Source organism: Streptomyces sp. NPDC002573 (assembly GCF_042889625.1).
Lineage (GTDB): Bacteria > Actinomycetota > Actinomycetes > Streptomycetales > Streptomycetaceae > Streptomyces > Streptomyces gibsoniae.
In genome coordinates this window covers 1-12,073 of sequence record NZ_JBIARC010000131.1, presented here as the reverse complement: position 1 = coordinate 12,073, position 12,073 = coordinate 1, and the positions used below count along the sequence as shown (strand labels likewise).

Here is a 12,073-nt window from a genome sequence, read left to right as displayed (position 1 = left end):
TCTTCGTCAAGGGCGAGGTCATCAAGACGGTGCCCGAGTCGAAGATCGTGGAGACCCTGATCGAGGAGGCCATGAAGCTGGCCGAGCAGATGGAGGAGGACGGCGCCGGGGCCGGAGAACCGGCCGTCACCGTGAGTTGAACAGCACGGACGTGAGAGGGGGCCCGAGCGTGACGATTCTGGAGAGCATCCGGGGACCACGTGACCTGAAGGCACTGTCCGAGGCGGACCTGAGTCGACTGGCCGAGGAGATCAGGGAGTTCCTGATCCACGCGGTCGCGAGGACGGGGGGTCATCTGGGGCCCAATCTGGGGGTGGTGGAACTCTCCATCGCGCTCCACCGGGCCTTCGAGTCACCGGTCGACCGCATCCTGTGGGACACCGGCCACCAGAGCTATGTGCACAAGCTGCTGACAGGGCGTCAGGACTTCTCCAAACTGCGCGGCAAGGGCGGCCTGTCCGGCTATCCGTCGCGTGAGGAGTCCGAGCACGACATCATCGAGAACAGCCATGCCTCCACCGCGCTCGGCTGGGCCGACGGGCTCGCCAAGGCCCGGCAGGTCCAGGGCGAGAAGGGCCATGTCGTCGCGGTCATCGGCGACGGCGCCCTCACCGGCGGCATGGCCTGGGAGGCGCTCAACAACATCGCCGCCGCCAAGGACCGCCCGCTGATCATCGTCGTCAACGACAACGAGCGCTCGTACGCGCCCACCATCGGCGGACTCGCCAACCATCTCGCCACACTGCGCACGACGGACGGCTACGAGAAGGTGCTGGCCTGGGGCAAGGACGTGCTCCAGCGCACGCCCGTCGTCGGCAACACCGTCTACGAGGCCCTGCACGGCGCGAAGAAGGGCTTCAAGGACGCGTTCGCCCCCCAGGGCCTCTTCGAGGACCTGGGCCTCAAGTACGTAGGGCCCATCGACGGGCACGACATCCGGGCCGTGGAGTCGGCGCTGCGCCGCGCGAAGCGGTTCCACGGGCCGGTGCTGATCCACTGCCTGACCGAGAAGGGCCGCGGCTACGAGCCCGCCCTCGCCCACGAGGAGGACCGCTTCCACACCGTCGGCGTGATGGACCCGCTCACCTGCGCGCCGCTGAAGCCCTCCCGCGGCCCCTCGTGGACGTCGGTGTTCGGCGACGAGATCGCGCGGATCGGCGAGGAGCGCGAGGACGTCGTCGCCATCACGGCGGCCATGCTGAACCCGGTCGGCCTGGCCGGGTTCGCGGAGCAGTTCCCCGACCGGGTGTGGGACGTCGGCATAGCCGAGCAGCACGCGGCGGTGTCCGCGGCGGGCCTCGCGACCGGCGGACTGCATCCCGTCGTCGCCGTCTACGCGACCTTCCTCAACCGGGCCTTCGACCAGCTCCTCATGGACGTCGCCCTGCACCGCTGCGGCGTCACCTTCGTCCTGGACCGGGCCGGGGTCACGGGCGTCGACGGAGCCTCGCACAACGGCATGTGGGACATGTCGGTCCTCCAGGTCGTGCCGGGCCTGAGGATCGCCGCACCGCGCGACGCCGACCAGCTGCGGGCGCAGCTGAGGGAGGCGGTGGCGGTCGACGACGCCCCGACCCTGATCCGCTTCCCGAAGGAGTCGGTGGGCCCCGCGATCCCGGCGGTGGACCGCGTGGGCGGCCTGGACGTGCTGCACCGCGCGGAGCGGCCGGAGGTGCTGCTGGTCGCCGTCGGCGTCATGGCGCCCGTCTGCCTGCAGACCGCCGACCTCCTCGAGGCCCGCGGCATCGGCTGCACGGTCGTCGACCCGCGCTGGGTCAAGCCCGTCGACCCCGATCTGCCGGGACTCGCCGCCGGTCACCGGCTGGTCGCGGTCGTCGAGGACAACAGCCGCGCCGCCGGCGTCGGATCCGCGGTCGCGCTGGCGCTCGGCGACGCCGACGTCGACGTACCCGTCCGCAGGTTCGGCATCCCGGAGCAGTTCCTCGCGCACGCCAAGCGCGCCGAGGTGCTCGCCGACATCGGTCTCACGCCCGTCGAGATCGCGGGGCGGATCAGCGCCGGCCTGACCGCCAGGGACGAGCTGTCCAAGGAGAAACAGGAATGACCATCCCTTCCGGCGGTGAGTTCGACCTCGGCGCGCTCCTAGCCGAGCGCGGCGCCGAGCGCTACGAGCTGCACGCCAGGTACCTCAACCACCAGCTCCCGCGCATGCTCCACACCATCGGCTTCGACAAGATCTATGAGCGGGCCGAGGGCGCCCACTTCTGGGACGCGGACGGCAACGACTATCTGGACATGCTCGCCGGCTTCGGGGTGATGGGCCTGGGCCGCCACCACCCCGTGGTCCGCAAGGCGCTGCACGACGTCCTGGACGCGCAGCTCGCCGACCTCACCCGCTTCGACTGCCAGCCGCTGCCCGGGCTGCTGGCGGAGAGACTGCTCGCGCACAGCCCCCATCTGGACCGGGTGTTCTTCGGCAACAGCGGCACGGAGGCGGTCGAGACTGCGCTGAAGTTCGCCCGGTACGCCACCGGCCGGCCGCGGATCCTGTACTGCAGCCACGCCTTCCACGGGCTGACGACCGGGTCCCTGTCGGTGAACGGTGAATCCGGGTTCCGCGACGGCTTCGCCCCGCTGTTGCCCGACACCCCGGTCCCGCTCGGCGACCTCGACGCGCTCGCCCGGGAGCTGGACAAGGGAGACGTGGCGGCCCTCATCGTCGAGCCGATCCAGGGCAAGGGCGTGCACGAGGCCCCGCCCGGCTATCTGCGAGCCGCCCAGGAGCTGCTGCACCGTCACAAGGCGCTGCTGATCGCCGACGAGGTGCAGACCGGGCTCGGCCGGACCGGTGACTTCTACGCCTACCAGCACGAGGACGGCGTGACACCGGACCTGGTGTGCGTGGCGAAGGCGCTCTCGGGCGGTTATGTACCGGTCGGCGCCACCCTCGGCAAGGAGTGGATCTTCAAGAAGGTCTACTCGTCGATGGACCGGGTGCTGGTGCACTCGGCGAGCTTCGGCTCCAACGCCCAGGCGATGGCATCCGGGCTCGCGGTCCTCAGCGTCATGGAGAACGAGCAGATCGTCGCCAATGCCCGGGCCGTCGGCGAGCAGCTGAAGTCCCGGCTCACCGCGCTCGTGGACAAGTACGAGCTGCTCAGCGACGTACGCGGCCGGGGTCTGATGATCGGCATCGAGTTCGGCCGGCCCAGATCGCTCAGGCTGCGCGGGCGGTGGACCATGCTCCAGACGGCCCGCAAGGGCCTGTTCGCGCAGATGGTCGTCGTCCCGCTGCTGCAACGGCACCGGATCCTCACCCAGGTCTCCGGCGACCATCTGGAGGTGATCAAGCTGATCCCGCCGCTGATCATCGACGAGCAGGACGTCGACCGGTTCGTGGACGCCTTCACCGCGGTGATGGACGACGCCCACGGCGGCGGCCTGATGTGGGACTTCGGAAAGACACTGATCAAGCAGGCGGTGGCGAACCGCTGACCAGGACCGCAAGGACTTTGCCTCTGGGGCAATAAATTTGCCGCAGAGGCAAATCTGCGGCTGAATAGGGAGCATGACCGCTCCCGAGAACGAGTCCGGCCCCGGCGAGGGCCTCCCCGCCGTCGCGCCGCAGCTGCGTGCGCTGCGCCGCCGGGCCTCGCTCACCCTGGAGGCCGCGGCCCGCGCCGCCGGGCTCTCGCCCGCGCATCTGTCCCGGCTGGAGACCGGGCAGCGCCAGCCCTCGCTGCCAATGCTGCTCGCGCTCGCTCGTGTCTACAGTACGACGGTTTCCGAGCTGCTCGGCGAGACCGTCGCAGACCAGGACGCCATCGTGCGCTCCCCCGCCATGGAGCCGACCCGGGCGGGCGGCTGGACGTACTGGCAGGCCGGCGCGCCCGGACGCGGGCTGCAGGCCCTCCGTGTCCACGTCCCGCACGGGACGCAGGGCGACATCGTGCGGGTCCATCCCGGCGAGGAGTGGCTGTACGTCCTCAAGGGACGGCTGCGGCTGCGCCTCGGCGACACCACGCATGTGCTCGAACCGGGGGACAGCGCCCATTTCGACTCGCTGACCCCGCACCGACTGGCGGCCGCAGATCACGACGGAACCGATCTGCTCTTCGTCCACACGCTCCTGCAGAGCCCGCTCACCGCACTCTGCCTCGGTCCTCATCCTGGAGAAATGCCATGAGCAAAATGGAAGACAAGTTCCCCCGCGCCCTGTGGGTCCGGCTGATCATCTACATCGCGGTCGGCCACCTCTTCGCCGCGTTCATCTGGCTGCTGTTCTCGGTGGGCGCGAAGTAGGGCGGGACTGACCGGGCCGTGAGGCCCGGTCCCGTGCGGCGGCCGGGCCGCTCAGTCCAGCAGCCGCTCGCGCAGCCGCTCCCGCACCTGGGGAGTCACACCGAGCCCCTGCTCCAGATAGGCGTCCACGCCGCCCCACGTCTCCTCGACGGTCTCGAGTGCCGCCGCCAGATACTCGACCCGGGCGTCGAAGAGGGGGCTGAGCAGCTCCATCACCTCGGGCGAGTACGTGTCGGCGGAGGAGCCGTTGCGGTGCACCTTGTACCGGCGGTGCTTGGCGTTGGACTCCAGGTAGTCCACGACGATGGCGTCCCGTTCGACCCCGAGGGCGATGAGCGTCACCGCGATCGACAGCCCCGCACGGTCCTTGCCCGCGGCGCAGTGCATCAGCGCGGGCACGCTGTCCTCCGCCATCGCGTGCAGCACCCGGGAGTGCTCGGCCGTGCGCTCCCGGATGATCGTGCGGTACGAGGCGATCATGCGGTTCGCGGCCTTGCCGTCGGAGAGCAGCCCGCGCAGCTGCTCCAGGTCGCCGTCGCGGACCATCTTCCAGAACTCGGCGCCGTCCGCCGGGTCCGTCAGCGGAAGGTTGATGTTCCGCACGCCCGTCAGCTCGACGTCCGGCCCCTCCAGCTTCATGTCCGCCGCGTTGCGGAAGTCGAAGACCGTGTGCAGACCGAGGGCGTCGAGAAACGCCGCGTCCTGCTCCGTCGCATGGGCGAGATGCCCGCTGCGGAAGAGGACTCCGTGCCGTACACGCCGTCCGTCCACGGTCGGCAGGCCGCCCAGGTCGCGGAAGTTGCGCACCCCGGTCAGCTCGGGCTCGGTAGACGGGACCTGCTGCGTCACGGGGGCTCCTCCCATCCGTCCGCCGACGCTGCTCGTCGACGGGCCGCGCTTCGACGATACGACATGGGTTGAAAGAGCAATCATCGCGGACGGGGCGCCAGGCTGAACCCGGCCCGTAGCCGTTGCCCGGGAGGCACCTCAGGCCCGATGATGTTGAGGCCTGGCCGTACCTGTTCGAATATGTGGGGGTCGCATGCTGGAGATCGGCGCTGACGGACGTACCTGGCTGCTGTCGGGGCCCGGGAGCAGCTATGCGGTCCGGCTCACCGACGGCGACGAACTGCTGCATCTGCACTGGGGCCCGCGTATCGCCCTCGCCGACGCGGAGGCCCTCGCCACCCTGCCCGCCCCCCGGTACTGGCCCTTCGAATCCCAGCTGGACGGCCGCGAGGAGTACCCGGTCGAGGGCGGCCCCCGGTTCGTACGGCCCGCCCTGTCCGTGCGTACCGAGGAGCGCCGGGGCACCGAGTGGGCCTTCGAGTCGTACGAGACGGACGGCGAGGAGCTGCGGCTGCGGTTCACCGACGCGGGGCTGCGGATCACCCTGCACTACCGGATGCGCGGCGATGTCATCGAGCGCTGGGTGACCCTCGACAACGACGGCGCCGCCCCGGTGGAGCTGCTGCGCGCGGACTCGGCCACCTGGACCCTGCCGGAGCGCGAGGGCTGGGGGCTGTCGCAGCTGCACGGCCGCTGGGCGGCCGAGTCCCGGCTCGTCCGGTCCGGCCTCACTTACGGCGAGAAGGTGATCGGCAGCCGCCGCGGCCACACCGGCCACCAGCACCTTCCCTGGGTCGCGCTCGACACGGACGCCACCGAGGAGCGGGGCGAGGTCTACGGCTGCGCGCTGGCCTGGTCGGGCAGCTGGCGGATCGCCGTCGCCCAACTCCCCGACGCGCGGGTGCAGATCACCGGCGGCGCCGGCTACGACGACTCGGGCCTGCTACGGCTGGCGCCGGGGGAGACCTTCACCACCCCCGTCTTCGCCGGGCTGTGGAGCGACGGCGGCTTCGGCGGCGCGAGCCGCACCTGGCACGCCTACCAGCGGGCGTACGTCGTCCCGGACGCGGACCGCGACCGGCCCGTGCTCTACAACTCCTGGGAGGCGACCGGATTCGGCATCTCCGAGGAGCAGCAGCGGGTGCTGGCGCGCCGCGCCGCGGCGATGGGCGTCGAGCTGTTCGTGGTCGACGACGGCTGGTTCGGGGCGCGCACCAGTGACCGGGCCGGGCTCGGTGACTGGACCCCCAACCCCGACCGCTTCCCGAGCGGTCTGAAGCCGCTCGCCGACGATGTGCACGCCCTCGGGATGCAGTTCGGTATCTGGGTCGAGCCCGAGATGGTCAACGCGGACAGCGACCTCTATCGCGCGCACCCCGACTGGGTGCAGTACCAGCCGGGACGCAGGCGGACGGAGTTCCGCAACCAGCTCGTGCTCAACCTGGCCCGCGAGGACGTCCAGGAGTACCTGTGGGAGCAGCTGGACGGGCTGCTCTCCAGCGCCCCGATCGACTATGTGAAGTGGGACTTCAACCGCTGCTTCACCGACGCCGGCTGGCCCGTCGACGCGTATCCCCAGCGGCTGTGGGTCGACCATGTGCGCGCGCTCTACGCACTGGTGGACCGGCTGCGGGCCGCGCACCCCTCGGTCGCCTTCGAGTCCTGCTCGGGCGGCGGTGGACGCGTCGACCTCGGCATCATGAGTCGTACGGACCAGGTGTGGACCTCGGACAACACCGACCCGCTCGACCGGCTCGCCATCCAGCACGGCTTCAGTCAGATCCATCCGGCCCGGGTCATGGCCGCCTGGGTCACCGACAGCCCCAACACCCAGCTCAACGGGCGGGTCAGCTCGCTGCGCTTCCGGTTCGTGAGCGCCATGGCCGGGGTGCTCGGTGTCGGCGGCGACCTGGCGGAGTGGACCGAGGAGGAGCTGGAAGAGGCCCGTGACTGGGTGGGCCTCTACAAGGAGATCCGCCCCGTCGTCCAGCGCGGCGACCTCTATCGGCTGCGGCGTCCGGAGGGGGGTCTCAGCGCGGTGCAGTACGTCCTCGGCGACGAGACCGTCGTCCTCGCCCTGCTCCAAGCGCAGCACCACGGCGAGCCGGTCGCACCGCTGCGGCTTCGGGGGCTCGACCCCACGACAACGTATGAATGCCGCGAAACGGGTGAAATGCACCGGGGTGCCGTGCTCTTGCACCATGGTCTGCGGACCGGGCTGCACGGGGACTTCGACGCGGCGGTCGTCCGACTGCACCGCGTCTGAGTCCGCCGATGCACGTCGGGCCTTTCAACACCCCTCTTCAGGGGCTTATTCCGGATCGGCCCGAACAAGTCGAGTGGTTTATCTCACCGTCCGTCAACCCTTTCTTACGGTCGCGTAGCTCACACCAAAGGGTGAATCATGGTCCGATGTGGCAGACGATTCGAAGAGTGACAAGAGATCAGTGATCGGGTCGTACGTGGCGGTGGGGGACAGCTTCACCGAGGGCGTCGGCGATCCCGGCCCCGACGGGCAGTTCGTCGGCTGGGCCGACCGGTTCGCGGTACTTTTGGCCGACCTGTGTCCCGAGGGTGACTTCCGGTACACGAACCTCGCCGTACGCGGCAAACTGCTCGACCAGATCATCGAGGACCAGCTACCCAAGGCCCGGGAAATGGCCCCGGACATGGTGTCCTTCTGCGCCGGCGGCAACGACATCATCCGGCCCGGCACCGACCCCGACGAGGTCGCCGAGCGCTTCGAGCGCGCCGTCGCCGATCTCACCTCCGCCGTCGGCACCGTCATGGTCACCACCGGCTTCGACACCCGCGACGTGCCCGTGCTCAAGCATCTGCGCGGCAAGATCGCCACGTACAACGGGCATGTCCGGGCCATCGCCGACCGGTACGGCTGCCCGGTGCTCGACCTGTGGTCCCTGAAGACGGTCCAGGACCGGCGCGCCTGGGATGACGACCGGCTCCACCTCTCGCCCGAGGGACACACCCGGGTCGCCCTGCGGGCGGGCCAGGTGCTCGGCATCGAGGTCCCGGCCGACCCGGACCAGCCGTGGCCGCCGCTGCCGCCGCGCGGCACGTTCGAGGTGCGGCGCGACGACATCCACTGGGCGCGTGAGTACCTGGTCCCGTGGATCGGGCGCCGGCTGCGCGGCGAGTCCTCCGGGGACCGCGTGGTGGCCAAGGGCGCCCTGTCGCCGGACGACATCAAGATGCGGATCGCCAAGGCGGTCTGAACCGGTCGCGACAGCGGCCCGCATCGGCCCCGGTCCGGGCCACAGCCCCAGCCGGGGCCCGGACCGGGGCCGATGCGGGCCGTACCCCGGACTCCCCGCGGTGGGCCTCCCGGTGACGGTGTCGCGGGGCGGGTGCGAGTCAGCTCCTCGCCGTCGTCAACTCCGCGCGCTCCACGCCCAGTTCGCCGGCGAGCGCCTCGTCCACCCACTCCCGGGTGCGCGCCCGCGAGACCGTGCCCTCGTACACCGTCATCTGCACGGCCAGCCCGTCCAGCAGCGCGGTCAGCCGCAGCGCCGTGGCCGCCGGGTCCGGGCAGCGGAACTCGCCCGCGGCCACCCCTTCCGCCAGGACCTCGGTGATCGCGGCCTTCCACTCCCGGTCGAGGTTGCGCGCCACCTCCCGCAGTGCGGGCTCGCGCAGCGCCGCCGCCCAGCCCTCGATCCACAGCCGCCAGCCCTTGGCCTGCCCGGTCGGCGCGTACCAGCGCACCGCCGCGCGCAGCCGGCGCAGCGCCGTCGTACGGCGGCCGAGCAGCTTGCGCAGCTGGGCCAGGTCGTCCTCGGCGGCGTAGGCGAAGGCCTCCGCGACCAGTTTCTCCTTGGTCGAGAAGTGGTACAGCACCAGCGCGTTGCTCACCCCGAGGGCCGAGGCCACATCGGCGATGCGCACCGCCGCCACGCCGCGCTCCTCGATCTGACTGACGGCCGCCCGGAGCAACTCCTCGCGCCGCTCGGTCACGCTCAATCGCACCCTCGTCACGCGGCTACCCTACGTCACCGGTACGACCCGAAGCGCTCCGAGATCACCGGCAGCCGGTCCGCGACGAGAGCGTGCGCGGCAGCCCGCGGACTCGTCCCGTCGGTCTCCGCGCGGTCGAGTATCCGGCCCACCAGCTCCCGCATCGCCCGCCGTGTGTACGCGAACGCCTCGTCCGCGTCCGCCTCGATGTCACCGAACAGCGTCCACCACCACCAGGCGTTCGTCCCGGAGTTGACCACCACGTCCGGCAGCACGGTCACCCCGCGCGCCGCGAGCAGTTCCTCCGCCTCGGGCAGCACCGGCATGTTGGCCGCCTCGGCGATCCACCGGGCGCCGATCCGGGCCTGGTTCGCCGTGTCGACCGCGTACGACACCGCCGCCGGCACCAGCACCTCAGCCTCGGCCGACAGCCAGGCGTCGCCCGGCAGTTCCCGGTCGTCGGGGCGCAACGCCCCACGGTCCACCGTCCCGTACGCGTCGCGCGCCGCGAGCAGCGCCTCCACGTCGAGCCCGTCCGGATGGGCGATCGTGCCCTTGATGTCGGCGACCGCGACGACCGCGAGCCCCGCCCGGGCCAGGAAGCGCGCCGTGGCCCCGCCCATGGTGCCGAACCCCTGCACGGCCACGCGCGTTCCCGCGTACGGCACACCGGCCCGGTCCAGGGCGGTGAGGACGGACTCGGCGACGCCGCACCCGCCGACCAGCCCGTCCAGCCCGATCCCGTCCACCTCGACCGCGAACGCGTCCGCGAGGCGCCGGCGCGCCGCCGTCTCGTCGTCGAGCAGCGGATACACCGCCTGCACCGACGACACGAGCCCCGCCTCGGCGGCCGCCCGGTCCACCAGGTCCTGGGTGAGCCCCAGGTCCTCACCGGTGGTCCAGACACTCTCGACGTACGGCTTCATGGCGCGCAGATAGCGCACGAGGACGTCGTACGCCTCCGGGGCCCGGGGATCGCAGTCGATACCGCCCTTGGCACCGCCCAGGGGCACATAGCGACTCTCGGGGCGGTAGTGCAGGGCCTCCTTCATGGTCATGCCGCGGGCCAGCCCGGCCACCTCGTCCAGCGTGCAGCCCGGGCGCATCCGCAGCCCGCCGCTCGCCACCCCGCGGACGAGCCGGTCGACGACGAGGTAACCGCGCCGGCCGGTGATGTGGTCGGTCCACACGAGCGTCAGGAGGGGAGCGTTCCGATCGATGGTCATGCGCACACTGTACTGACCAGCCGTTCAGTTGTGCGCCCGCATCCCGAGGTCCCGCGGAGCGTACGGGCGGGCGGGGGCGGCGTACTCACGGCGAACCGGAACGCCGCCGCGGCTCCCCGCCGCCGTCCCGCGCCCACTTCGGCCCCGCGACGCGGAAGAAGGACGTGCGGGCCGGGGTTGTGGTGCTCAGGGCCCGGAACCCCGTTGTGACCTCCGGGCCCGCACAGCGCGGTGAGAGCCGGGGACATCGCACTGTGACATGGCCGACCCGGCGCAGTGCGAGGGCCCACCCATAATGGAAGCCCCCACCGACTCCACTGGAGGACCCGTGACCGGTTCCCGTTCCCTGAGCTCCGGGCTCCGCGCGCTGCGGCCCACCGCCTTCGGCGCGGATCCGAGCGGGGAGCGCCTGGCGCGCATCCGCAGATCGCCGAACTTCGCGGACGGCGTCTTCGTGAACCCGTCGGGCACCCGGATCCGCCCGTCCGGGAACTCCACACTGGAACTGGCGAAGGTCTACTTCCGCAAGGAGTCCCGGGCCCGCCGGGTCCCGAGCGGCACGATCCCGGTGCACCCGACGACGTACGCCGAGCTGGCGAAGCCCCCGGTGACCGGGCTGCGGCTGACCTGGATGGGGCACTCCAGCGTGCTCGCCGAGATCGACGGGCACCGGGTGCTCTTCGACCCGGTGTGGGGCGAGCGCTGCTCACCCTTCGACTTCGCCGGCCCCCGGCGGCTGCACCCGGTGCCCCTGCCGCTGGCCTCGCTGGGCCCGGTCGACGTCGTCGTCATCTCCCACGATCACTACGACCACCTCGACCTGCCCACCATCAAGGCCCTGGCCGGCACGGACACCGTGTTCGCGATACCCCTCGGTGTCGGCGCCCACCTGGAGCACTGGGGTGTGTCCCCGGACCGGCTGCGCGAGCTGGACTGGCACGAGTCGACCAAGGTCGGCGGCATCACCCTGACCGCCACGCCCGCCCGCCACTTCTGCGGCCGCGCCCTGCGCAACGCCCAGCACACGCTGTGGGCGTCGTGGTCCGTGGTCGGCGACGAGCACCGGATCTACCACAGCGGTGACACCGGCTACTTCGACGGCTTCAAGGACATCGGCGCCGCCCACGGCCCGTTCGACGCCACGATGATCCAGATCGGCGCGTACTCCGAGTTCTGGCCTGACATCCACATGACGCCCGAGGAGGGCATGCGCGCCCATCTCGACCTGCAGGGTGGGCAGCCGCACGGTGTGATGCTGCCGATCCACTGGGGCACCTTCAACCTGGCACCGCACGCCTGGGCCGAGCCCGGCGAGTGGACGAAGGCCGCCGCCGACGCCGTCGGCCAGGCGGTCGCTCTCCCGGTCCCGGGCCGGCCGTTCGAGCCTGCGGGAGTGGTGCCGGGCGAGGCGTGGTGGCGCGGTGTCGGCTACGTGCCCGACACCCGGTGGCCGGTCCCGGAGGTGCCCCGGACGGCGACGCGCGACGACGACCTCGACCTGGTGGCGGAGGGCTGAGCGCTGCCGCACTCTCGTCGCCGAGCTTCCCCTGCGGGAACTCCGCCCGGGCCATCGCTACGGTTTGCTCCGGACTCGGCGGCAACCCCTTGCCACTGCGTCACCGGTTGACCTGTGGAGCGAGCCTGGCGTGCGGTTCCCTCTGAACGGCTTTGAAGGCTCCCCTCCCTGAAGGGAGGGGATTCGTCACCCTCCAGGGCTGAGCGGGGATTTACGGCTCAGGCCGCCGCCGGAGCCGGCGGCTCGG

10 protein-coding genes and 1 pseudogene are annotated in these 12,073 nt (G+C 71.3%); 8 read left to right on the top strand and 3 right to left on the bottom strand.

What is annotated here, in order from left to right:
- From ACFYX0_RS44495 to ACFYX0_RS44475, 5 genes and pseudogenes are all read left to right on the top strand, one after another.
- A pseudogene (locus ACFYX0_RS44495) lies at positions 1-140 on the top strand (4-hydroxy-3-methylbut-2-en-1-yl diphosphate synthase); the annotation flags it as partial.
- A gap of 29 nt (positions 141-169) precedes the next feature.
- Positions 170-2,065 (top strand): 1-deoxy-D-xylulose-5-phosphate synthase, encoded by a 1,896-nt coding sequence (gene dxs / locus ACFYX0_RS44490; protein WP_388980692.1) that lies wholly within the window; start codon positions 170-172, stop codon positions 2,063-2,065.
- Positions 2,062-3,456 carry an aspartate aminotransferase family protein gene (locus tag ACFYX0_RS44485; protein ID WP_388980690.1) on the top strand — a complete coding sequence of 465 codons (1,395 nt, stop codon included), beginning with the start codon at positions 2,062-2,064 and terminating at the stop codon, positions 3,454-3,456. The genes dxs and ACFYX0_RS44485 overlap by 4 nt, the downstream gene beginning before the upstream one ends.
- Before the next feature lie 73 nt (positions 3,457-3,529).
- On the top strand, positions 3,530-4,147 hold the full coding sequence (locus ACFYX0_RS44480; protein WP_388980687.1) for a helix-turn-helix domain-containing protein: 618 nt from the start codon (positions 3,530-3,532) through the stop codon (positions 4,145-4,147).
- The gene (locus ACFYX0_RS44475) at positions 4,144-4,263 is read left to right on the top strand and encodes a DUF6126 family protein (protein WP_355924370.1); all 120 of its coding nucleotides are present in this window, start codon (positions 4,144-4,146) and stop codon (positions 4,261-4,263) included. The genes ACFYX0_RS44480 and ACFYX0_RS44475 overlap by 4 nt, the downstream gene beginning before the upstream one ends.
- A 51-nt stretch (positions 4,264-4,314) precedes the next feature.
- On the opposite strand, the gene ACFYX0_RS44470 is transcribed toward ACFYX0_RS44475, so the two are convergent.
- Complete coding sequence (locus tag ACFYX0_RS44470; protein ID WP_388980684.1) at positions 4,315-5,112, bottom strand: tyrosine-protein phosphatase; 798 nt, start codon at positions 5,110-5,112, stop codon at positions 4,315-4,317.
- A 193-nt stretch (positions 5,113-5,305) separates the two neighbouring features.
- Here ACFYX0_RS44470 and ACFYX0_RS44465 point away from each other — a divergent pair, with 193 nt between their 5' ends.
- A complete protein-coding gene (locus ACFYX0_RS44465; RefSeq protein WP_388980681.1) occupies positions 5,306-7,378 on the top strand; it encodes an alpha-galactosidase in 2,073 nt (690 codons plus the stop codon).
- A 181-nt stretch (positions 7,379-7,559) separates the two neighbouring features.
- Positions 7,560-8,345: an SGNH/GDSL hydrolase family protein gene (locus ACFYX0_RS44460; protein ID WP_355924378.1), complete on the top strand. Its 786-nt coding sequence runs from the start codon at positions 7,560-7,562 to the stop codon at positions 8,343-8,345.
- 139 nt (positions 8,346-8,484) lie between these two features.
- Here ACFYX0_RS44460 and ACFYX0_RS44455 read toward each other — a convergent pair whose 3' ends face one another.
- Together ACFYX0_RS44455 and ACFYX0_RS44450 are read right to left on the bottom strand one after the other, a co-directional pair.
- Positions 8,485-9,084: a TetR/AcrR family transcriptional regulator gene (locus tag ACFYX0_RS44455; RefSeq protein WP_388980678.1), complete on the bottom strand. Its 600-nt coding sequence runs from the start codon at positions 9,082-9,084 to the stop codon at positions 8,485-8,487.
- Between the two features lie 35 nt (positions 9,085-9,119).
- Complete coding sequence (locus tag ACFYX0_RS44450) at positions 9,120-10,310, bottom strand: Glu/Leu/Phe/Val dehydrogenase dimerization domain-containing protein (RefSeq protein ID WP_388980675.1); 1,191 nt, start codon at positions 10,308-10,310, stop codon at positions 9,120-9,122.
- A 328-nt stretch (positions 10,311-10,638) separates the two neighbouring features.
- Here ACFYX0_RS44450 and ACFYX0_RS44445 point away from each other — a divergent pair, with 328 nt between their 5' ends.
- A complete protein-coding gene (locus ACFYX0_RS44445; RefSeq protein WP_388980673.1) occupies positions 10,639-11,826 on the top strand; it encodes an MBL fold metallo-hydrolase in 1,188 nt (395 codons plus the stop codon).
- Positions 11,827-12,073 lie beyond the last annotated feature (247 nt).

Bases quoted from the DNA above. Each gene is read 5' to 3' on its own strand.
- ACFYX0_RS44485 (WP_388980690.1), top strand. From the start codon at position 2,062: ATGACCATCCCTTCCGGCGGTGAGTTCGACCTCGGCGCGCTCCTAGCC.
- ACFYX0_RS44480 (WP_388980687.1), top strand. From the start codon at position 3,530: ATGACCGCTCCCGAGAACGAGTCCGGCCCCGGCGAGGGCCTCCCCGCC.
- ACFYX0_RS44475 (WP_355924370.1), top strand. From the start codon at position 4,144: ATGAGCAAAATGGAAGACAAGTTCCCCCGCGCCCTGTGGGTCCGGCTG.
- ACFYX0_RS44465 (WP_388980681.1), top strand. From the start codon at position 5,306: ATGCTGGAGATCGGCGCTGACGGACGTACCTGGCTGCTGTCGGGGCCC.
- ACFYX0_RS44450 (WP_388980675.1), bottom strand. From the start codon at position 10,310: ATGACCATCGATCGGAACGCTCCCCTCCTGACGCTCGTGTGGACCGAC.